This is a genomic window from Cupriavidus sp. YAF13 (assembly GCF_052113425.1).
Lineage (GTDB): Bacteria > Pseudomonadota > Gammaproteobacteria > Burkholderiales > Burkholderiaceae > Cupriavidus.
Genome location: NZ_JBFRDD010000019.1, coordinates 99,235 through 121,106, shown reverse-complemented (window position 1 = coordinate 121,106; position 21,872 = coordinate 99,235). Strand labels below are relative to the sequence as shown.

General features: G+C 65.7%; 18 protein-coding genes and 1 tRNA gene. 10 read left to right on the top strand and 9 right to left on the bottom strand.

Annotation, left to right across the window (positions count from 1 at the left end; translation table 11 throughout):
* Positions 1 to 161 precede the first annotated feature (161 nt).
* The 6 genes from rsmB to AB4061_RS17345 all read left to right on the top strand — a co-directional run bounded on the left by rsmB (position 162) and on the right by AB4061_RS17345 (position 7,116).
* Complete coding sequence (gene rsmB, locus AB4061_RS17370) at positions 162 to 1,514, top strand: 16S rRNA (cytosine(967)-C(5))-methyltransferase RsmB (RefSeq protein WP_441635845.1); 1,353 nt, start codon at positions 162 to 164, stop codon at positions 1,512 to 1,514.
* 19 nt (positions 1,515 to 1,533) lie between these two features.
* Positions 1,534 to 2,403, top strand: a complete 870-nt coding sequence (locus AB4061_RS17365) for a DUF4390 domain-containing protein (protein WP_441635843.1) — start codon at positions 1,534 to 1,536, stop codon at positions 2,401 to 2,403.
* The gene (locus tag AB4061_RS17360; RefSeq protein ID WP_441635841.1) at positions 2,400 to 4,868 is read left to right on the top strand and encodes a sensor histidine kinase; all 2,469 of its coding nucleotides are present in this window, start codon (positions 2,400 to 2,402) and stop codon (positions 4,866 to 4,868) included. Before AB4061_RS17365 ends, AB4061_RS17360 begins: the two co-directional genes overlap by 4 nt.
* 52 nt (positions 4,869 to 4,920) lie before the next feature.
* The gene (locus AB4061_RS17355) at positions 4,921 to 5,625 is read left to right on the top strand and encodes a response regulator (protein ID WP_441635840.1); all 705 of its coding nucleotides are present in this window, start codon (positions 4,921 to 4,923) and stop codon (positions 5,623 to 5,625) included.
* Positions 5,626 to 5,685: 60 nt separating this feature from the next.
* Positions 5,686 to 5,761: transfer RNA gene (locus AB4061_RS17350), tRNA-Phe, on the top strand.
* Between the two features lie 554 nt (positions 5,762 to 6,315).
* Positions 6,316 to 7,116, top strand: a complete 801-nt coding sequence (locus tag AB4061_RS17345) for an aquaporin (protein WP_441635871.1) — start codon at positions 6,316 to 6,318, stop codon at positions 7,114 to 7,116.
* On the opposite strand, the gene AB4061_RS17340 is transcribed toward AB4061_RS17345, so the two are convergent.
* Positions 7,100 to 8,821, bottom strand: coding sequence for a carbohydrate porin (locus AB4061_RS17340; RefSeq protein WP_441635838.1), 1,722 nt, complete (start codon positions 8,819 to 8,821; stop codon positions 7,100 to 7,102). The two genes, AB4061_RS17345 and AB4061_RS17340, sit on opposite strands and share 17 nt — an antisense overlap.
* A gap of 477 nt (positions 8,822 to 9,298) precedes the next feature.
* Between AB4061_RS17340 and AB4061_RS17335 the strand changes: the two genes are divergently transcribed.
* Together AB4061_RS17335 and rarD are read left to right on the top strand one after the other, a co-directional pair.
* Positions 9,299 to 10,432: a TRAP transporter substrate-binding protein gene (locus AB4061_RS17335; RefSeq protein ID WP_174424353.1), complete on the top strand. Its 1,134-nt coding sequence runs from the start codon at positions 9,299 to 9,301 to the stop codon at positions 10,430 to 10,432.
* 106 nt (positions 10,433 to 10,538) lie between these two features.
* The gene (rarD, locus tag AB4061_RS17330) at positions 10,539 to 11,429 is read left to right on the top strand and encodes an EamA family transporter RarD (RefSeq protein ID WP_441635836.1); all 891 of its coding nucleotides are present in this window, start codon (positions 10,539 to 10,541) and stop codon (positions 11,427 to 11,429) included.
* A 241-nt stretch (positions 11,430 to 11,670) separates the two neighbouring features.
* On the opposite strand, the gene AB4061_RS17325 is transcribed toward rarD, so the two are convergent.
* The 4 genes from AB4061_RS17325 to AB4061_RS17310 form a co-directional block, all read right to left on the bottom strand.
* Positions 11,671 to 12,654 carry a 2-dehydropantoate 2-reductase gene (locus AB4061_RS17325; protein ID WP_441635834.1) on the bottom strand — a complete coding sequence of 328 codons (984 nt, stop codon included), beginning with the start codon at positions 12,652 to 12,654 and terminating at the stop codon, positions 11,671 to 11,673.
* 47 nt (positions 12,655 to 12,701) lie between these two features.
* On the bottom strand, positions 12,702 to 13,466 hold the full coding sequence (locus AB4061_RS17320; protein ID WP_441635832.1) for a class II aldolase/adducin family protein: 765 nt from the start codon (positions 13,464 to 13,466) through the stop codon (positions 12,702 to 12,704).
* Positions 13,467 to 13,670: 204 nt separating this feature from the next.
* Positions 13,671 to 14,639, bottom strand: a complete 969-nt coding sequence (locus AB4061_RS17315) for a DUF2272 domain-containing protein (RefSeq protein ID WP_441635830.1) — start codon at positions 14,637 to 14,639, stop codon at positions 13,671 to 13,673.
* A 238-nt stretch (positions 14,640 to 14,877) separates the two neighbouring features.
* On the bottom strand, positions 14,878 to 15,156 hold the full coding sequence (locus AB4061_RS17310; RefSeq protein ID WP_006162250.1) for an HU family DNA-binding protein: 279 nt from the start codon (positions 15,154 to 15,156) through the stop codon (positions 14,878 to 14,880).
* 1,424 nt (positions 15,157 to 16,580) lie between these two features.
* On the opposite strand from AB4061_RS17310, the gene AB4061_RS17305 reads away from it, so the two are divergent.
* Positions 16,581 to 17,138 (top strand): SET domain-containing protein, encoded by a 558-nt coding sequence (locus AB4061_RS17305; protein ID WP_441635828.1) that lies wholly within the window; start codon positions 16,581 to 16,583, stop codon positions 17,136 to 17,138.
* A gap of 46 nt (positions 17,139 to 17,184) precedes the next feature.
* Here AB4061_RS17305 and AB4061_RS17300 read toward each other — a convergent pair whose 3' ends face one another.
* The 4 genes from AB4061_RS17300 to phhA all read right to left on the bottom strand — a co-directional run bounded on the left by AB4061_RS17300 (position 17,185) and on the right by phhA (position 21,086).
* Complete coding sequence (locus AB4061_RS17300; protein ID WP_441635826.1) at positions 17,185 to 18,804, bottom strand: sensor histidine kinase; 1,620 nt, start codon at positions 18,802 to 18,804, stop codon at positions 17,185 to 17,187.
* Between the two features lie 25 nt (positions 18,805 to 18,829).
* Positions 18,830 to 19,534: a response regulator transcription factor gene (locus AB4061_RS17295; protein WP_043350877.1), complete on the bottom strand. Its 705-nt coding sequence runs from the start codon at positions 19,532 to 19,534 to the stop codon at positions 18,830 to 18,832.
* A 154-nt stretch (positions 19,535 to 19,688) separates the two neighbouring features.
* Positions 19,689 to 20,006: a 4a-hydroxytetrahydrobiopterin dehydratase gene (locus AB4061_RS17290; protein WP_253929198.1), complete on the bottom strand. Its 318-nt coding sequence runs from the start codon at positions 20,004 to 20,006 to the stop codon at positions 19,689 to 19,691.
* A gap of 147 nt (positions 20,007 to 20,153) precedes the next feature.
* On the bottom strand, positions 20,154 to 21,086 hold the full coding sequence (gene phhA / locus AB4061_RS17285) for a phenylalanine 4-monooxygenase (RefSeq protein ID WP_441635869.1): 933 nt from the start codon (positions 21,084 to 21,086) through the stop codon (positions 20,154 to 20,156).
* 272 nt (positions 21,087 to 21,358) lie between these two features.
* Between phhA and AB4061_RS17280 the strand changes: the two genes are divergently transcribed.
* A complete protein-coding gene (locus AB4061_RS17280; RefSeq protein WP_150987569.1) occupies positions 21,359 to 21,838 on the top strand; it encodes an Lrp/AsnC family transcriptional regulator in 480 nt (159 codons plus the stop codon).
* The last annotated feature ends 34 nt before the right edge of the window (positions 21,839 to 21,872 follow it).

Sequence of the window (21,872 nt, the reverse complement as noted above, 5' to 3'; positions counted from 1 at the left end):
AAAAACGCCGGCCCCCGCCACATACAGGGTAAACTGCCCGCCGTGCTTCCCCGGAAGCGGCGGGCAGTGTGTTTTTGGCCTTGCCCGGCCTTGCCGCCAGTCCTCGCCGCTTGCGGCTTGCCTCCTGCCACCCCGTTTTACCGTCTCACTGCCCCACTGTCATGCGCCTGCAACACGAATCCCTCGCTTTCCAGATGCTCGCCGCCGCGGCTGCCGTACGCGGCGTCAACGAAGGCAGCGCGCTGCCACTGGCCATCGAGAACGCCGCCGCCCAGTACCGCCTGGACCGCGTGCGCGACGCCGCCACGCGTGGCGCCCTGCAGGACCTGGCCTACCGCACCATGCGCCAGTTCGGCACGGCGCGCGCGCTGGTCACCAAGCTGGTGACCCGGCCGCCCGGCGCGCTGGTGGACTCCCTGCTGGCCGTGGCCCTGGCGTTGCTGGTCGAGGACGAGCAGGGAGAAGGGGGCTATACCGAGTTCACCGTGGTCGACCAGGCCGTCAGCGCGGCAGCCTCCGAGCCCAAGACCGCGCACGCGCGCGGGCTGGTAAACGCCGTGCTGCGCCGTTTCCTGCGTGAACGCAAGGCACTGCTGGCCGAGGTGCGCCAGGACGACGAAGCACGCTGGAACTTGCCCGCATGGTGGCTGGATGCGCTGCGCAAGGCGTACCCGGACCAGTGGACCGCGCTGGCCGAGAGTGCCAATGTGCGCCCGCCCATGACCCTGCGCGTCAATACGGCGCGGGTCTCGGTGCCTGACTACCTCAAGCGCGTGCTCAATGCCGGCATGGCGGGCGTGGCCATCGGCCCGCAGGCCGTGCGGCTGGTGCGCGCGTTTCCCGTGTCGCAGATCCCCGGGTTTGCCGAGGGCGATGTCTCGGTGCAAGACGCCGGCGCGCAACTGGCCGCTCCGCTGCTGGACCTGGCCGACGGCCAGCGCGTACTCGATGCGTGCGCCGCGCCCGGCGGCAAGACCGGCCACATCCTTGAACTCGCCAACGTGGAAGTCACCGCGCTGGAGAGCGATGCGCAGCGCGCCACCCGCATCGACGAGAACCTTGCGCGCCTGGGCCAGCAAGCCACCGTGGTGGTAGGCGACGCAAGCCGCCCGCAGGACTGGTGGGACAACCGCCAGTACGACCGCATCCTGGCTGACGTGCCGTGCTCCGCCTCGGGCATCGTGCGCCGCCACCCGGACATCCGCTGGCTGCGCCGCGAGGTGGATATCCCCCGGCTGGTCACCGAGCAGCGGCGCATCGTGTCGCAGCTCTGGAATCTGCTCAAGCCGGGCGGCATCCTGGTCTATGTCACCTGTTCAATTTTCCCAACGGAGAACGAAGAGCAGGCGCGCTGGTTTGGTGCACAGCTACCAGATGCGATACGATTGCAAGCGCCCGGCCAGATGCTGCCGGGTAGCAAGGATCAGTTGGCCGGTGGCGGAAATGGCAGCCAGGAAGGCCTGCCCACCGATCACGATGGCTTCTTCTACGCCCGTTTCCAGAAACGACCCTGACCGATCCCAATCGATCCCAATGCCGAACCCGCTTCGCTTGTTCGTCCTTCGCGTCCCAGACGACAGTGCGTGCGTGCCCCTTGCTGCAGCTCGGGCAGCTGCTTCAGTAGCCGGCGCCGGCCCGATATGCAGCGTGCGCGCGCGGCTGGCGTCGTGGTGGCTCGCAGCGACGATCGTGCTCGGTATCCTGATGACGCTGGTCGCGCTGCCGGGCACGGCCCGCGCCGACGGCATTGAAGTCAACGAGGCCCGCATCGAGTACCAGGACGGAGGCTTCGACCTGGCCGCGAGTTTCGATTTCGATCTGCCGCCGCCGCTTGAAGACGCGCTCAACAAAGGCATCTCGCTGTATTTCGTCGTCGATTTCCAGCTCACCCGCCCACGCTGGTACTGGTTCGATGAAAAACCCGTCAATGCCAGCCGCAGCGTGCGGCTGTCCTACCATCCGCTCACGCGCCAGTACCGTGTGTCGACCGGCGGCCTGCAATTGCCGTTCATGCGCCTGAAGGGCGCGCTGCAGTTCATCCAGCGCGTGCGGGGCTGGCGCGTGTTCGAGCGCAGCATGGTCAAGCCGGGCGAGACCTACCAGGCCGAGGCGCGCATGCGCCTGGACCTGACGCAACTGCCCAAGCCATTCCAGATCAACGCCGTCAACACYCGCGAGTGGAACCTGGCATCGGAATGGCGGCGCTTCAACTTCACCGTGCCGAGCGAATTCCCGCCGCCGCCCGCGCCAGCGCCACCGCCGCAACTGGTGCCTGTGCCGGCGCCGGCGTCTGCCGCGTCCGCCGCGGTGGCCGGCGAAACGCGTGCGGTGCCGTTCGCGCAGACCGTATCGACCGTGCTCTCTCCCACCACCCTGGTGCAGCCGGCCGCGGGCCAGCCATGAGCGTGCCCCCCAGCCTGTGGGACAGCCGGTTCCGGCGCGTGCTTTACCGCGTCGTGGCGGGCATCATCGTGTTCCTGGCGCTGGTGCTGGTAGCACTGCTCGCCGGCGCCTCGGCCAATACCGAATTCTTCGATCGGTACTTCACGCTGCTGTTCAAGATCAACCTGGTGATCGGCATCCTGCTGGTGCTGATCATCGGCGCGCTGGCGCTGACCCTGTGGCTGCGCTACCGCCGCGGCAAGTTCGGCACGCGGCTGATGACCAAGCTCGCCGTGTTCTTCGGCGTGGTGGGCGTGCTGCCCGGCGTGCTGATCTACCTGGTGTCGCTGCAGTTCGTCTCGCGCAGCATCGAGTCCTGGTTCGACGTTCGCGTCGAGACCGCGCTCGAGGCCGGCCTCAACCTTGGCCGCTCCACCATCGACAGCTCGCTGTCGGACCTGCAAGGCAAGGCGCGGCTAATGGCCGACCAGCTCACCAGCTCGCCCAATGTCGCCACCTCGCTGCAGCTCAACCGGCTGCGCGAGCAATACGGCGTGCAGGAAGCCGCCATCTTTACCGGCAGCGGCCGCGTGATCGCCACGGCGTCGAGCAACTATGCGTCGCTGGTGCCGGACCTGCCCTCTGGCGTGCTGGCCGAGCAGGCGCGGCTGGCCGGCGGCTATGCCGCGGTGGAAGGGGGCACCGATTCATCCGTCGATAGCCATCACCAGCCCGAGCGTACCGATGGCTCCCACCTGTACCGGCTGCGCGTCATCGTGCCGCTGGGCCCCGCGCCCACCGCGCAAACCGACGCACCCCCAACCGCGGATAGCGCCAGCCGGCCCGCGGGCAAGCCGGGCCTCAATGGTGCCGGCCGCTGGGCCGGATCGGGGCTGTCTGTCGAGCGCCGCCCCGAGGACGCCGCATCGTCCGGCTTTGGGCTGGTGGGCGACACCGTGCGCGAGGAGCGCTACCTGCAGGTCGTGCATCCGGTGCCGGCAGCGTTGGCGCGCAATGCCGACGAAGTCCAGCGCGCCTACCAGGAGTACCAGGAAAAGGCGCTCGGCCGCACCGGCCTGCGCAAGATGTATATCGGCACGCTGACGCTCACGCTGTTCCTCGCGGTGTTCATTGCCGTGATGCTGGCGCTGCTGCTCGGCGGGCAGCTGGCGCGGCCGCTGCTGATGTTGCTGCAAGGGACCAAGGAAGTGGCCGAGGGTGACCTCTCGCCCAAACGCGAGCTCAAGAGCCGCGACGAGCTCGGCATGCTGACCCAGCAGTTCAACATGATGACGCGCCAGCTGTCGGAAGCGCGCATCGCGGTGGAGCAGAACCGCAGCGCGCTCGAGAAATCGACGGCGTATCTCGAGAGCGTGCTGCAGAACCTCACCGCCGGCGTGTTCGTGTTCGATCGCCGCTTTGTGCTGATCACCGCCAATCCCGGGGCCGAGCGCATCTTCCGCCAGCCGTTTTCCGGCGCGCTGGGCCAGCCCATCGACAGCATCCCGGCCCTCGGCGAGTTCGGCGACATCGTGCGGCAGGCCTTCTCCGAGCAGAGCACCAGTGAAATGCTGGGCGGCGCGCAGCACTGGCAAAAGCAGATCGAGCTGCCGCAGAGCGACGAGGAACAAGCGCTCACACTGCTGGTGCGCGGCGCGCGCCTGCCGGGCGGGCACGGCGACGAGCGCGACGAACCTGGCTACGTGGTGGTGTTCGACGACATTTCCGATGTGATTTCCGCTCAACGCTCGGTGGCGTGGGGCGAAGTGGCACGGCGCCTCGCGCATGAGATCAAGAATCCGCTGACCCCGATCCAGCTCTCGGCTGAGCGCCTGCAGATGAAGCTCTCGCCCAAACTGGAGGGCGCCGACGTCGACGTGCTCAAGCGCGGCGCCACCACCATCGTCAACCAGGTGCAGGCCATGAAGCGCATGGTCGACGACTTCCGTGACTACGCCCGCACGCCGCCTGCGCTGTTGCAGTCACTGCAGCTCAACGGCCTGGTTGCCGAAGTGCTGCATCTCTACGGCATCGACGACACCGGCGCGCACGAGCATGCCGTGATCCATCCGGCGCTGGCCGCCTGCCTGCCCGAAATCAAGGGCGATCCGACCCAGCTGCGCCAGGTGATTCACAACCTGCTGCAAAACGCGCAGGATGCGGTGGCGGACAACCTCGGCGCGGCTAGGGCGGCGCCCCATATCGCTCTGCACACCGAGACTGTAGAATACAAAGATTCTGCCGGCGAAGACCGGCAGGCCGTCAAGCTCACCATTGCGGATAACGGTCCCGGTTTCGCTCCGCGTATCCTTAGTCGCGCGTTCGAGCCGTATGTGACCACCAAGGCCAAAGGAACAGGCCTGGGTCTTGCGATGGTGAAGAAGATCATTGACGAACACGGCGCACGCATCGAGTTGCGCAATCGCATGGAGGGCTCCGACATCATCGGGGCGCAGATCTCCATCCTGTTCGTTAAACTGGCATAGTCAATGTGCGGCCCCGAACCCGGCAAGCCGCGGTGGGGTCAAGAGGGGAAGTATGGCAACCATCCTCGTAGTCGACGACGAAATGGGTATCCGGGAGTTGCTCTCGGAAATCCTCAGCGACGAAGGCCATGTGGTCGAAGTGGCAGAAAACGCGCAGAAAGCGCGCGAGTACCGTGCCGGCAATACGCCAGACCTGGTGCTGCTTGACATCTGGATGCCCGATACCGACGGCGTCACGCTGCTCAAGGAGTGGTCGGCCCAAGGCTTGCTCTCCATGCCCGTCATCATGATGTCGGGACACGCAACCATCGATACCGCGGTGGAGGCAACCAAGATTGGCGCGCTCAATTTCCTCGAGAAGCCAATTGCCTTGCAAAAGCTGCTCTCGGCAGTCGAGCAGGGCCTGGCGCGTGGCATCGAGCGTCCGCGCTCGGGCGTGGCCGCAGCCGCGGCACTCGCCGCGAACGGCAATGGCGAGGGCACGGCGGCGATTGCCGCGGAAAGCGCCGCCGAGGCCGCCAATGGCAGCCCGCAACGCTTGCCCGAAGCCGAGATGCATTTCTCTTTCGACATGCCGCTGCGCGAAGCACGCGACCTGTTCGAGCGCGCTTACTTCGAATACCACTTGCTGCGCGAGCACGGCAGCATGACCCGCGTCGCCGAGAAAACCGGCCTCGAGCGCACCCACTTGTACCGCAAGCTCAAGCAGCTTGGCGTGGAACTCGGCCGCAACAAGCCGGAACCTGCGGAACAATGATGCGGTGATGCACGCAGCGCTTGACCGGGTCGAAAAGCGCTGTTATAGTTTCGCTTCTTTGGCCCGGTAGCTCAGTCGGTAGAGCAGAGGATTGAAAATCCTTGTGTCGGCGGTTCGATTCCGTCCCAGGCCACCAGCATTACGAAAAAGCCCAAGATCTGAAAAGGTCTTGGGCTTTTTTCATTGTGACCACATCCCATTGTGGCCATCGTTTCATCGCTGCCTTGCAGGGCCTTCTTCCGGCGCGTCTGAAAGGCCCAGCCCTGAGCGCTAGACCCTACCCCCTCATCCCACGCATTTAGCCGCTTGGAACACGGCCTGGACGCGTCTATCACCTCCGTTGCGGCGGCCTCGCCCCACGCGCGCAAACCCTTGCAATATCACCTGTCGCCGCCTAATGTTCAGGCACGAATTCGTCTGTCCAGTGCCATCGCGCCCGCGATTATCGGCATTGCGCCAATTACCCCCAAAATCCGCTTTTCGCATTGGGTCCTGACCTCCGATTTTCGCGATGTCATGTCACCATCCATGCCATCCCGATCGCGATTCAGCAAAGCACGCCAAGCATTCGATACCACCGGTTCATTCAAAACTACCCAAGCATGCATTGACGCTGCAAGGCGAAAGACGAAACACTGCGCGCTCCCGCCCATCACTGCAAACCCGATGCACGCGCCTTCCCCCGATACCATGGCCGCCCCGGTCCACGCTGCCGAACCGCACAGCGCAAGCGTACCTGCGGCTGCGAGCACGCTCTGTCAGCGCCTGGTCGCGGAAGGACTCGGCACGGCGCTGCTGGTGGCGGTGGTGGTGGGTTCGGGCATTCGCGCGCAGCAGCTGGCCGGCGGCAATGTCGCGCTGGCCTTGCTGGCGAACTCGCTGGCCACGGGCGGCGGGCTGATTGCATTGTTGCTCGCGCTGGGACCGGTCTCGGGTGGGCACTTCAACCCCGTCGTCACGCTCTCGGCGATGGTGCGCGGCGCGCTGCCGGCGCGCGATGCCTGGCGCTACGGCCTGGTGCAGATGGGCGGCGCCATCGCAGGGGTCGCCTGCGCGCATGCGATGTTTGGCGAGCCGATGCTGGCCTGGTCGGCGCAAAGCCGTACCGGGCCATCGATGTGGTGGAGCGAGTTTGTTGCCACCTTTGGCCTCATCGGCATAGCAATCGGCACCGGGCGCAGCCGGCCCGGGCTGGTGCCGTTCGCGGTGGCGGGCTATATCACCGCGGGGTACTGGTTCACGGCATCGACGTCATTCGCCAACCCGGCGCTGACCCTTGCGTGCGCGCTGACGGCAACCTTCACCGGCATTCGCGCCATCGATGTGCCGGGCTTCGTGCTGGCGCAGCTAGCGGGCGGGCTGAGCGCCACGCTGGTCTTCCACTGGCTGCTGCGAGCACCGGCGGTGCTGCCGGGCCGCGCGCCGCTCACGCGCAAGGCGCCATGGCGACGAGCAGCCGCAGCCGCTATTGCGCCTACCAGCGGCGATTGAGCTGCACGCCGAAGATTGAGCCCGAGGTCTGCGAAGCCCAGGTATCGGTGGGTGAGGAAAAGGCGATGCCGTCCACGTCGTTGGCCCTGCTGTAGGTGTAGAAGGCGCGCAGGTTGGCATTGCCGGCCGCCTTGCCGAGCGTGAAGGTAGGCGCCACGGTCACCGCCGTGCGCTGTCCACTGGCGCCGAAGCCCGAAGAGATCTGGTCGTGCGCCACTTCGAAGGTCAGCTTGAACTGGTCGCTGGCGATATAGGCGGGGCGCACACGCGTGGCCATCCATTGCAGCGTGCCCACCGGCGAGCGGTCGAACTGCATGCTGGACTCGACCGAGCCCGCCAGGCCCAGCCCCGAGCGTTGCTTCCACTCCATCGATTCGGCCACGCGTACCCGCGACAAGGCGGGCCCCATGCCGGTGTAGCCGGTCAACGCGTTACGGCTGCCCTCGCCAAACTGCATGCCGAAGCGGTTGGTGCCGGCGAGCACGCCTTGCTGCTCATGCATGGCCGACACCCACCACGCACTGCCGGTCTGCTGGATCAGCGGCTGCGCTTCCACCCGCGTATAGCCCAGTTGCACCGAGCCTTTCTCATTGGTGGCGATGGGCGCGGTACGCAGCGAGTGATAGCTCGGCAGGTTGGCGCCATTCAGGTCATTGCGCGCGGTGTACTGGTAGTTGAGCGCGATGTCGCCAAAGCGGGCGTTATCCACGCCGAAACGCATCGCCGGCGACGTAGGCGGCAGCAGCCCCGACGACATCAGGAACGATGAGCTCTCGCGCCGGCCGGCCCACATCGTGGCGCCGTCCAGCACCGACAGCCCGCTGACCGAGGTATAGATCTGCGGCAGCAGGGCATAGGGATCGACTGCGGCCGGGCGGCCATTGATCGAAGTGGCATCGGTCCCCTTGGCCTGCGCCACCAGTTGCACCTGCGCACCGCCGTCGAGCGAGAACAGGGACTCCTTGACCTTGACCTCGCCGGTGCTGCGGCACGCGAGGCCGCCGCCGATGCCGGTGGACAAGGTGCCGCCGCCAGCGCAGGCACGGGTGGCGGTGGTGCGATCGTCATACGCGGCGCGCCCGCTGTAGCTGAGGCGCCAGACCTGGTTGCCGGCAGGATCATCGGCGGGCAGCTGGGACACCAGCGCATAGCTTTCGTCGGCGCTGGCCGGCGTGTCGGCGACTTCGCCCTCGGCGGGCGTGGCGACCTTCGGCACGGCCTCCGCCACGAACTCGCCAAGGCGCTTGGGAAAGAGCACGACGGGCGGGGGAGGCGCGACAACCGGCTCCGGGGGCAAGGGTGGATCGGGCGGGCCGGCGAGCTCGTTACCGTTGTCATCCAGGCCGGCATTGGCCCAGGTAGCAGGCGGGGGCGGCTCTGGCAGGGCGGGGGTAGGGGCGGGCGAAGCACCATCCGCAGCGGCGACTTTGGGCGCTTCCTGCGCGACAGCCGCAGCCGGAGTGTCGCCGGATGCCGGTGCCGCAGCCGCTTGTTCGTCCGCAATCAACGCTGCCAGCGGGTCGGCGCCAGGCGGGGGAGCCGGACGCTGCGGCATCGTGGGCGTGGCTGGCACATCGGCTGCCGCCAGGTCAGGCCCGGTCTGCGCGCACGCGTTCAGTCCCCAGGCGGCCAGCACGGCAACGGCGAGGCAACGCGAGCGGAGCGCCGGCAGGCGGCCGGAAGCGGGCGAAACGGCAAACAACATAGGGCGGGACCAGTAAGGCGTGATTTTTTAACAGTCGACCGATTGGACCGCAAGCGGGGTTACAAAATCCGCGGCGAGGCGTCCTTCTCACCATATGGAATACATCGCTTGCGCCATCTGGCACGCGACGGTGCGGCCATGCCAATGGGRGCGGAGCGGGATGACAGGACGATGTACAGCAGCCGCTGAATCTGCACTTTCCTAGCGAAAACCCGCACTTGCACGGCCCCCCGTGGCGAAAGGGCCACCGCTATAATCATCTGGCCTGTCCGACGGGTACGGACCGGCCCCCGAGCCTGTTACGAAGGCATGCCAGGATACGCCACATTCCTGGCGTGTCTCCGTAACAGGCTCATTGTTGCGCGGTGGCTTTACCCCGGCTGCTTGCGCGTCTCGGTGCAGAGCGGAATGCCCGCGCATGACGCGGGCGTGCCCCCCCCTGCTGCCGCACTAAAAATCTATAAAAGAGGAGAAGTCATGGAACGTCGTTCCTTTCTGTTGAAGGCATCGGCCGTGGCCGCCACGGGTGCGCTGGCCGCGTGCGGCAAGGAAGAAAAGGCCGCCGCGCCGGCCGCCGCCGGTGCCAGCGCACCGGCCGTGATCGGCAGCAATCCGGCCGTGGAATGGCGCCTGGCTTCGAGCTTCCCCAAGTCGCTTGACACCATCTACGGTGGCGCCGAGCTGCTGTCGCAACGGGTCAAGGAACTGACCGACGGCAAATTCAACATCAAGGTCTTCGCCGCCGGCGAACTCGTGCCGGGCCTGCAGGTGCTGGACGCCGTGCAGAACAATACCGTCCAGATCGGCCACACCGCCGGCTACTACTACTTCGGCAAGAACCCGACGTTGTGCTTCGACACCACCGTCCCGTTCGGCCTGACCTCGCGCCAGCAAAACGCCTGGATGATGCAGGGCAACGGCATGAAGCTGATGCGCGAATTCTTCAAGGAATACAACGTCGTCAACTTCCTGGGCGGCAATACCAACGCGCAGATGGGCGGCTGGTTCCGCAAGGAGATCAAGACGGTCGCCGACCTGCAGGGCCTGAAGTACCGGATCGCCGGTTTTGCCGGCGTGGTGCTGTCGCGCCTGGGCGTGGTGCCGCAGCAGATCGCTGGCGGCGACATCTATCCCGCACTGGAAAAGGGCACCATCGACGCGGCGGAATGGGTTGGCCCGTACGATGACGAGAAGCTCGGCTTCTACAAGGTCGCCCCGTACTACTACTACCCGGGCTGGTGGGAAGGCAGCGCGCAGCTGTCCTTCTACTCGTCGGCAACCGAATACGAGAAGCTGCCCGCGCTGTACAAGCGCGCGCTGGAAACGGCCACGATCGAAGTCCACACCAACATGATGGCCAAGTACGACGCGGTCAATCCGCAAGCGCTGGCCCGCCTGTTGGAAAACGGCGTGAAGCTGCGTCCGTTCTCCAAGGAAATCATGGAAGCCTGCTTCAAGGCCACCCAGGACGCCTACGCCGAGGAAACCGCCAAGAACCCGTCGTTCAAGAAGATCTACGACGACTGGCGCGTATTCCGCAACAACGAAGCAGCGTGGTTCAACGTGGCCGAGCAGGCATTTTCGCAGTTCAGCTTCGCGCGCAAGCTGTAAGCGCGCTGCCGCCATCCATGCGATGGTGGTGCAAGCCAACCATAAGCCCGTGCTCAGCACGGGCTTTTTTACGCCGGTAGAATCCCCCGATTCCTTGGGACTCTTCATGCAAACTGGCATCATCTACGCGCTGCTCGCCTACATCATCTGGGGCTTGCTGCCGCTCTATATCAAATCCCTCCATGGCATCGCGCCTATGGAGATCCTGCTGCACCGCATGGTGTGGTCGCTGGTGTTCCTCGGGCTGGTGCTGACCTGGCGGCGCCACTGGGGCTGGCTGCGCGGCGTCTGGACCAATCCGCGCCTGCTGGCCGGCTTCGTCGCCAGTGCGCTGCTGCTGAGCGGCAACTGGTTTCTCTACATCTGGTCGGTATCGAACGGCCGGGTGGTCGACGCCAGCCTGGGCTACTTCATCAACCCGCTGTTCAATGTGCTGCTGGGCGTGCTGTTCCTGCACGAGCGGCTGCGTCCCGGCCAGTGGGCCTCCATTGCGCTGGCTGCGGCAGGCGTGGTCTGGCTGACCGTAGCCGCGGGCCAGTTACCATGGATTGCGCTGGCGCTGGCCGCGACCTTTGGCGGCTACGGGCTGCTGCGCAAGACGGCCACGCTGGGCGCGCTGGAAGGCCTCTCGCTGGAGACCATGCTGCTGTTCCCGCTGGCGGCAAGCGCTCTGGCGTACTTGTTCGCGACGGGCCAGGCCGACATCACCGAGGTGGGCGGCGGGGTGCAGTTGCTGGCGCTGCTTGCCGGGCCAGTCACCGCCGTCCCCTTGCTGCTGTTCGCGGCCGGCGCGCGGCGTATCCCGCTGTCCTTGCTGGGGCTGCTGCAGTACACCGGCCCGACGCTGCAGCTGCTGCTCGGCGTATGGCTCTGGAACGAGCCGTTCCCGGCCAGCAAGCAGATCGGCTTCGCGATGATCTGGATATCGCTGGTTGTTTATGCGGTCGAGGGGATATGGGCGGGGCGCCAGCGCGCGAAGCTGGCGACGCAAGGGTGAAAAAGGGGCCTCATAGAGGCCTCTTTATATTTGCACCAACTATGAATCTTACTTGGCGCCAATATAAAACATTCATCACATGGATATCTTGCGTGCCTTCGAGGCAGTTCACTCAGCGAGCAGTGAGCCAAGTCTTGGCAATCCAGCTCAAAATAATTCTTACCATTTATTAAACTAAACAAAAATAAGTCTTCTTGATTGGTAGCAAGAATACAAATCCCCGTTACCCGGACACACCTGGTCAGTAAAGCCCACGCACTTGCGCATGCAGCCGTACCAGCCCCAGCAGCGCATCGATATTGGGGGTCGCGATCCCGACGTGCTCGCCGATTTCCCGCACCGATGCCACCAGCGCATCGATCTCCACCGGCCGCCCGGCCTCCGCATCCTGCAGCATCGAAGTCTTGAAGGCGCCCAGCTTGCGCGTGACCTGGCTGCGCTCCTCGCCGCTCTGCGCAATCGGGCAACCGATGACCGCGCCGATCTCGCCAGCTTCTTCCATCACCGCCAGGCAGAAACGATTGACCAGCGGATCGTCGAGGATGCGGTCACAGGTGGCGCCGGTCAGCACGGAGACCGGATTCATCGTCATATTGCCCCACAGCTTGAACCAGATGTCCTGCTGGATCGCGGCGCTGCGCTCGACCTCCAGGCTACCGCTGGCGAGCAGGCTGGCCACGGCCTCGAGCTTGCCGGCTGCCATGCCGGTAGCGCCACCCGCGGCGCCCAGGATCAAGCGCGCGCCAAAGCCGTGGCGCACAGTGGCCGGGGCCGGCGTGGAGGCGGTCAGGTGCACCACGCAGCCGATCACCTGCGCGGCCGGGATGGCGCGCGCAATGGCACCTTGCGGATCCACGGTGCGCAGCGACAACCCGGCATGCGGGCCGGGCCGCTCGAAGAACCACCACGGCACGCCGTTCATCGCTGTCACCACCACCGTATCAGGGCCGATCAGCGGCCCGATGGTCTGCGCCAGCTGTGGCAACGCCGGGGCTTTCACCGCCAGGATCACCACATCTTGCGTACCTAGCGCTGCGGGATCGCCTTGCCCATTGACCGGAAACGTCTCGGTGCGCTCGCCCTCGATCAGGGTCAGGCCTTGCGAGCGCAGCGCCTCCAGCGTCTGGCCGCGCGCCAGTATGTTCAGCGCCTGGCCGGAACGGGCAAGCCGCGCGCCGATAAAGCCGCCGACGGCGCCTGCGCCGACGATGCATAGGGATGTCATGACTGCCTTGTTCCTGTACGTTTATTCCCGCGACGAATCAATGATTACTAATCACGATACGATTCATCGATGTGGTTAATTTCCCGCGTCAGTGCTGCGAACACATCTTCGCCCGCGCCAAACTTGGGATTGAACTGCAGCGAGTCGCGCGTGCACTTGCGCTGAATCTCCTCGGGCACCGGCAGCGCCGCCCCCATGGCCAGCGTGGCCAGCTGGATCTCGCAGGCGCGGTTGAGCAGCCAGAGCGTGGAAAAGGTACGCGCAATGCTGTCGCCCCAGGCCAGCAGGCCATGATTGCGCAGGATCACGGCAGGCTTGTCGCCGATATTGCGCACCAGGCGCGGCCCTTCGTCGTCGTGCACGGTGATGCCCTCAAACGGATGGTAGGCCACCTTGCCGAACAATTGCGCTGCGTAAAAGTTGCTCATCGACAGGCCCTGCGCCGAACAGGCGACCGCCATGCCCGCCGTGGTATGCGTATGCATGACGCAGTGCGCGCCCGGGATCCCGGCGTGGATGGCCGCATGCACAGTGAAGCCGGCCGGGTTGACCGGCCAGCGGCTCTCGCCGATGACCTGCCCCGCCAGATCGATCTTCACCAGGTTGGAAGCGGTCACTTCCGCATAGCGCAGGCCGAAGGGATTGATCAGGAAATGGGGATGGCTGCCACCGCCGCCAGCCTCCGGCGGCAGGCGCAAGGTGATGTGGTTGTAGATCAGCTCGGTCCAGCCCAGCCGGTCGAAGATGCGGTAGCAGGCGGCTAGCTTGACGCGCGCCTCCCATTCCGCCGGATGACAGTTGGCTACAGCCATGCAGGTCTCCTCTCGCGTTGCTCGCGGCGTCGGTGCGCGCGCTTTCGGAATGCGGTTCAGGTGGGGTCGGGCCAGGATGCCAGCGCGGGAAAAACCATGCCGCTGCCCGATTAATTACCATGTTAATGATTTTGCAGGACTGGTCAAGCCGGGGCTACCCGCGTGCGCCAGCCTGAGGGCAGGCCATCCAGCAACGCCTCAGGCTCAAGGCAGCGTGTTACGCATGATCAGCAGCCACGGCATGTGCGAGTTGGTGACGTTGTCGATCATGCCGGAGTCACCGAGCTCGATCAGCTCCATCGACACCGATTGCTGGACATTGCCGCCGATGGCCTTGACCAGGCGTGCCGCCGGGTCGACCTCGACCACGATGTCGCAGTGCATGGGCGTGGTGCCAAAGCCGATCTCGGCCGCGCTGTCGAGGTACTTGTCGCGCCCGCGCGCGGCGCAGACCACATCGCCCGGGCGGGGCATGGCGGGCAACGGCTCGATGCGGAACGCCGGCGCGGGCAAAATGCCGTCGCGCGCGTCCACCACGTACATCGAGTGCGAATCGCCGGTCAGGAACTGGCGGTCGTCCAGGCCGGCCTTGCGCATCACCCAGGAAATAAACACCGCGGACCAGGCCCAGTTTCCCTGGGTGATCTGGCGGCAGGTGACAGCCTTGCCCACGATGGCCCAATAGCGCTGGGCGAGTTTGCAGCCCTGGGGCGTGGCCTCCATGCCGGTGCCATCGGGAAAGTGCAGGCAGGCGGACTCGCTGCTTTCTTCTTCCTCGCGATCGGCGGATCGGTCCGCGGCATCCACTCCCTCCTCATTGGCCCCCGCCACCGGCATGCCGGGCAATACCGGCGCGGGCAGCGGGCTATCGGCTACGCACGCGGTGTCGTCGCGGCCCAGGCGCACGGTCTGGCCACCCCAGCGCTGCCATTCCTGCCAGGCGATCTCGACGATGCGCTGGCGCTGCGTGGCGCCGGGCGTTGTCACGGCTCTTTCCGTATCGGGGAGGGGGGTCGCCTGAGGCCGGGCGGGCGGAGAAGGCGTGGTGCAACCGGAGACCAGCGCGAGCGTCATCAGCAGGCTCAGGCCAAGCCCTCGTGCCTGTGGAAAATTTTGTGGGAAACGTTGTGAATAAAGCTGTGGAAATCTGCCGCGCGGCGAACGAAGGTGCATGAGAGGCCTACTGAGCAGGACGCCCTAGACCCTTGTATTTACAGAGGGAAGGCGCCGACAGGGCACTATCTTACCGGGCTGGCGGAGGATGCGGCGTATACCGCGAAGCGGCAGGATAACCGCGGGTCGAACACTGTGGATAACGCGCCCCGCCTGGCGCTCACCCATGCCATCAGGCAACTGGTGGCGGCACGGCGGGGTTGATCCAACTGGGCTGGCACGAGACCGCCCGCGGGACTCACTGGTTCACTGCGTCCTTGAACTTCTGGCCAGCCTTGAACTTGACGGTCTTGGCGGCTTCGACCTTGATTTCTTCGCCGGTGCGCGGGTTGCGCGCCATGCGTTCGCCGCGCTCGCCCTGGCTGAAGGTGCCAAAGCCGATCAGGCTCAGGGTGTCGCCCTTGGCCACGGCTTCCATGATGGCGCCAAGCGTCACGTTCAGCGCTTGTTCTGCCTTGGCTTTGGTCAGGCCGTCCACGCCGGCCGCGATGGCGTCGATCAGTTCGGTTTTCGTCATGCTTCACTCCGTGTCGAGTTGATAAAACAAGGACGCCTGGCTGGGCCGGCGCACTGCGCACCGGCGCCGGCAAAGGCGCCGCGGGCCACATCATACCGTGTCGGGCCACGCCAACCGGGAACAGATTGTTACAGCGCACCCCGCTCCAGGCCGCGCTGGCTGGGGCTTTGTGGGGATTCGGGGAGATAAGCAGGGCCTTCGGCAGCGTCAGGATGGGCCTCAGGCGAGTTAACGCACCCAGGTGTCCCAGAGGGCATCCACGCTTGAAAAACGGCTCTAATCGCCCCGCAGGCCCTCTCAGGGGCATTGCATCGCAGAAGCGCAGCCCGGTGCGCGGAGGGCGAAATCCCTCTGATGCCCGGGCCTTGGGCGCGTGCCAACGGCTGTTGGCCGGCGCGCAGCGGCTATCCCTGCCCGTAAAGGGGCCTGACAGGCGCTGTGGGAGATTCTTTCGCTGGTGCCGAGCTGCGGGGACTGCGTACCCATTGCAGCGTAGCAGCGAGGCTCAAGGGGCCGCCAGGGAGGGGCATGCACTATTGTGCATGACGCTCGATTGACAAGGCGCAGCCGGAATCCAGGGCTATTCGCCTCATGCATGCGCTGGCCAACGCGGCAAACGATGCGCGTTTACGCGCCTGGCGGGGCCGACGTATGCCGCTGCCAGACAGCCCTTGTCGCGTATACGTCCGCGTCCAGCCTACGGACGTATACGCAATCCTTCTCATCAAAAAACCATGGATACACGGCAGTAAACCGTGCCGTGGCCAGCGGATTCCTTCTGCTCAAAAAAGAAGCCACGCCTGAAGCGGCTTTTCAGCCATTTATTTTTGCCGGGTTCTTTTTGCTCACCGGTAGCCGGACGTAGTCCTTTCTGTTTACTTCTTTCTTTAATGTATACAGATAGTAGTAGTAGGTAAACGGCAGCCTTTTCTGTGGATAACTCTGTAAACGCTTTTTAAATCAGTGCGTTGCAAGAAGCAGAAGTGGTGGGACCCGGTGTTGGCGGACGTGGATGACTTAGCCATTTGGCGGAGGGGGTCGGGTGAAACCCTCCGACTTATGCCTGATGCATCCCCATGCCAACCCCAGGCAGCCCACATGAATTGCATGTCTTTATCCCCAGATTTTTGCCGGGTTATCCACAGGCGATCAACGCGGTCGCGGTCGTATACGTAAACACCGAAGCGCTGATTAAGGCTGTTCTTGATGGTGGGCCTCCCCCGTAAACCAGTGCGTCGTATACCTGGCTTGACGTGTGCAGGTTCAGGCGGGTTGCCCTGGGTTGCCCCACGTTGTCCGTATACGCGGCTATTTGCCGGCAAGGGGATGCCGCGGCCAATATGGGCAGGTATCATCGCCATCGCGCCCGGGGCGGCGCGCAGCCACGCGGGGTGGCAGGCAGGCGGATCTATACGGGATGGCACATGGCGGAACAGGCAAAGCAAGAGGAATTGAAGCAGGAAGGGACTGACGCGAAAGACGCCAAGCGCGTCAAGAGCCCGAAGGAAGGCAAGCGCAAGACCGCGTCCGACCGCGTCGAAGTGCGCCGCTCGGGCGTGCATGGCAAGGGCGTTTATGCGAACGCGCTGATTGCCGAGGGCGAGCGCATCATCGAATACAAGGGCGAGCACATTTCTTGGAAGGAGGCGCTCAAGCGCCATCCGCACGATCCGGCGGATCCCAACCATACCTTCTACTTCAGCCTGGAAGACGGCGACGTGATCGACGCCAAGTTCGGCGGCAACCGCGCGCGCTGGATCAACCACGCCTGCCAGCCCAATTGCGAGGCGCGCGAGAAAAAGGGGCGGGTGTTCATCCACGCGCTGCGCGACATCGCAGGCGGCGAGGAACTGTTCTATGACTATGGGCTGGTGATCGACGCGCGCTACACCAAGAAGCTCAAGAAGGAGTTCGAGTGCCGTTGCGGCAGCCCGAAATGCCGCGGCACCATGCTGGCGCCGAAGGAAAAGAAGGCCAGCTAGAACACTGGAAAAGAGAAGGGCGAGCCGCGCCGCGGCTTGTCCCGCCTCAGACCGTCCCTGCGGCCTCGCACGGGATGCGGATCACAAAGCGCATGCCGCGCACCTCGGCCTCCTCCCCGGAGGCGGGCACATCCTCGATGCGGATGGTGCCGTGATGCAGGCCGATGATTTCATGCACGATCGCCAGACCCAGGCCCGCGCCGCCGGGCGGTTGCGCCGGCGCATTGGGCCCCGGCGTATGGTCGCCGCGGAAGAAGCGCTTGAAGACTTCCTCGCGGCGCGCCAGCGCGATGCCAGGCCCGTTGTCTTCCACCATCACCACCGCCATGCCGCGATGGCCGAGCGCCTCGCCGCCGGCGCGCACGGTGATGCGCCCGCCAGGCGGCACATATTTCACGGCATTGTCGATCAGGTTGCTGAGCGCTTCGCGCATCAGCAGGCGGTTGCCGCGCACCGTGGAGGGTGCCGCGCCGGTAAAGGTGGGGCCGGGCAAGGTCTCGAAGCCCAGGTCGATCTGGCGGGCCAGCGCCTGCGGCACCCACTCGGCGCCAGTCTCGAAGGCCAGCGTGGCCAGGTCGAAATGCTCGATCGGGCCGAGCCGCTCCAGCGATAGACCAGGCTCGGCGCGGGCCAGCGAGAGTAGCTGGTTGGACAGGCGCACCGCGCGGTCGGCCGCCGATTGCAGCTCGCGCAGCGCGTGGTCCGTCACCGCGGGATCCGCCGACTGCACCGCGCGGTCGGCATGCAGCTTGACGGCGGTGAGCGGGGTGCGCAACTGGTGCGCGGCATCGGCGATGAACTTGCGCTGCGCGTCCAGCGCATCGCGCAGCCTGGCCAGCAGCGCGTTGAGCGCGCGGATCAGTGGCTCCACTTCCGCCGGTACTTGCGTTTCATCGAGCGGCGCCAGCGAGCGCGCCGTCTGGCGATTGAGCTTGTCGGTGAGGATCTGCAGCGGCACAAGCTCTTCCTTGAGCACATGCGAGAGGATCAGGCTGCCCACCACCAGCAGCAGGATCAGCGGCACGGAGACCGAAAGCAGGATCTCGTTGGCGGCGGTCTCGCGCCGGTCCAGCAGTTCGGCCACTTCCACCACGATGGGCCCGCGCGGGACGCGCCCGGCCTCGCTGGTGGCCAGTTCATCCGAGGCCGGGCTGGGCAGGTTGACCGGCAGCCGCACGGCGCGCACCTGGCGCCCGCTGAACCAGGCGTAGAAGAGCCGCGCATCGTGCAGCGAGGTTTGCCCGGTGCCGTAGCCCAGCCAGGTGTCCATGCCGCCGATCAGCCCGTCGGGGCCGTGGATGCGCCAGTAGATGCGGTCGGTGCCTTCGGCCTCGACCAGCGTCTGCGCAATCATCGGAATGTCTTGCTCCAGCCGGGGGCCGGCAATGCGGATCTGCTGGGCGATATTGTTGGCCACGCCATACAGGGCGCGGTCGAATACCTGCGTGGTGTAGTGCGCCGCCAGCCAGTAGGAGAGCGAGCCGCTGGTCAGCACCAGCGCGAACAGCGGCGTGGCCAGCGCGCGCAGCAAGTGCACGCGCAGGCTTTGCGTGGAGGCCGAGCGCGCGGATGGCGTCGCGGCGGCGGTTGCAGCTTTGCCGGACGCGCCGGCGGCGGCGTCGGTCAGGGCCTTGGGAGGCTGGGGAGGACGTGGGCGCAGCCACATGGCAGGCTTCTCCCTGGGCGCGGCGTCAGGTGCCGGCGCGGATCTGCAGCAGGTAGCCGAAGCCGCGCACGGTTACGATCTCCACGTCGCATTCTTCGAGCTTCTTGCGCACGCGGTGCACGTAGACCTCGATGGCGGTATCGCCGACCGTGTCTCCGCCTTCCCCCGCGGGATGCGCGAAAGTGGCGAGGTGGTCCTGCAGCTGCGCCTTGCTGACCACGCGGCCCTGGCGCTGCAGCAGCAACTCCAGCACGGCGAATTCGCGCGGCGAGAGCTCCAGCGGCTTGCCATCGATGAACATGCGGCGGTCGTTGCCCGACAGGCGTAGCCGGCCGAGCCGCACGTCGCGCTCGGGCGCGGCCTCGCCGTGCTGGCTGCGGCGCAGCAAGACGCGCACGCGCGCTTCCAGCTCGGGCAGGGCAAAGGGCTTGACCAGATAGTCGTCGGCGCCGGCGTTCAGGCCGGAGAGCTTGTCTTCGAGCTCGTCGCGCGCGGTCAGGATGATGACCGGCGTGGTGCGGTTGCGGGCGCGGTAGCGCGCCAGCAGGGTCATGCCGTCGATGCCGGGCAGGCCCAGGTCGAGGATCACCAGGTCGTGTTGTTCGCGCAGCAGGTGCTCGGTGGCGTAGACGCCATCGTGCACCACGCGCACCTGATGGCCGGCTTGGGCCAGGCCGGCTTCGACGCCACTGGCGATCTGACGGTCGTCCTCGATCAGAAGGATACGCATGGTGGCAGGCTGGGAGGCTGGAAAGGAATCGGGAGAGTAACGAAAGTTACAAACGGTCAGCCACCGATTGTACAGCGCACGACCACCAGCGAGCTTTCGGTCTGCCTACAGTCTCCAGCGGTCTCCAGCGTGTCCCGGCTTGCCGCATGCGTGCTCAGGCTTTCGCCAGCGAAGCCGCCGCGCGGTCCATGAAGGCGGCCAGGTCGGTGTCGCGTCGGGTCAGGCCGTTGGCGTCATGGGTGGACAGGGTGACGTCGACCCGGTTGTAGACGTTGAACCACTCCGGATGGTGGTCGGCCTTCTCCGCGGCCAGCGCCACGCGCGTCATGAAGGCGAAGGCGGCGTTGAAGTCGGCAAAGGTGAAGCGCTTGTGGATCGCGTCGCGGTCATCGACCGTGCTCCAGCCGGGCAGGCTGGCCAGCAGCGGCGCACGTTCTTCAAGCGTTAGGGGCACGACAGGCGCAGGGGACATGATGGGCTCGATGGTCGAAAAGGAAGTTGGCAAGGGTCAATGCCGGCCCGCCTGCTCGGCCTCCCGGCCCTTGCGATGTGCATCGAGGCGGGGGCGGAGCGGGCACGCCGTCATTGTTTCACAAAGGACGCGCGCGGGTAGCGCGTGTCAGACGTCGTCGCTGTCGGCCCAGCCTTCGCGCGAGCCGCGCTGGAGCACCAGGTCGGATTGCCCCACGTCGCCCGCGCCCAGCGTGGGCTGTGTGCGCAGTTCCTCATACAGCGGCGCAAAGTCGGGGCGGGTGGCGTCGAACAGCTGATCGAAGCTGTCGATCACGAAGTACGTCTTCTGGAAGGTGTCGATGCGGTAGCGCGTGCGCATGATGCGCCGCACATCGAAGCCGATGCGGTTGGGGCTGGCCGAGTCCAGGCTGTAGATCGACTCGCCCTGGCTCGACAGGATGCCCGCGCCGTAGATGCGCAGGCCTTCCGGCGTGCGGATCAGGCCGAACTCCACGGTGTACCAGTACAGCCGCGCCAGCATGTCGAGCGCGCCCAGCGAGGCGGCCTTGAGCCCACCCTTGCCGTAGGCCTCCATGTAGTTGGCAAAGACCGGGTTGATCAGCAGCGGCACATGGCCGAAGACGTCGTGGAAGCAGTCGGGCTCCTGCAGGTAATCGAGCTGCTCGGGCTTGCGCATCCACCAGCTGGCGGGAAAGCGGCGGTTGGCCAGGTGCTCGAAGAACACGGCATCCGGCACCAGGCCGGGCACCGCCACCACCTGCCAGCCGGTGGCGCGCATCAGGGTTTCGTTGAGCTGGTCGAAGCTGGGCACGCGGTCGCGCCCCATGCCCAGCGTGGACAGGCCTTGCAGGAACTCATCGCAGACGCGGCCGCGCAGCATCGAGGCCTGGCGGTCATAGAGCTTGGCCCACACCGCGTGGTCGGTGTCCGTATAGCGGTCCAGCGGCTGCGCGATGGTGAAATCGGGGCGCAATTCCTGGCCGGACAGCAGGCCGGCGTCGAATTGTTCCTTGAGCTTGTCGGTCAGGGTGCCGGAAAAGCTGGCCTGGGCGTCGCCAGCGTGGGTGGCGGTAGCCATTGCGTCCATGATGTTTTATCTCCTGCAGATTTACCGCACAGTTTAGCGAGGAGGTGACGCAAATGGCCCGCAAAAACGGCTTGGTTTCGTCAGGCGATGCGTCAAGTACGCAAAAATTTGGTATTGTCTGCGGGAAATGTGCGCGGGTGCGCTGCCAGTGACAACCGGCGCGCCGCCGGGCGGCGGCGGGGGTAGCATTCCTACCCGCAGGCCCAGTGCACAACAAGAAGCGATTCCGACTCGACCAACGCGTCTAACGCGACCGAAGCGACATGACCATGATCAATCTCGACCCATTCGACCTCGCGCTGCTGGCGGCGTTGCAGACCGACGGCCGGTCCACCCACCAGCAGCTCGCCGAGCGCATTCATCTTTCACCCAGCCAGATCGGGCGCCGGCTCGCGCGGCTGGAGGCCGACGGCGTGATCACCGGCTACCGCGTGGTGCTGTCGCCGCCATCGCTCGGGCTTGGCGTGCTGGTGTTCACCAGCGTCAAGCTGGCCCATCACGGCGACACCATTGTCGAGCGCTTCCGCGAGGACATCCTGCTGCTGGAAGAAGTGCAGGAGTGCTACTCCGTGGCGGGCGAGGCCGACTACCTGCTGCGCATCATGGTGCCCGACCTGCCGACGCTGGCCGAATTCACGATGAAGAAGCTCATGCGCGTGCCAGGCGTGGAGAGCGTGCGTTCCAACATCGTGCTGACCGCGCTCAAGCGCGACGGGCCGTTGCCACTGTCGCATTTGCGCTAGCCTGCGGATCGCTCGCAGCGCGCGCGGACTTGCG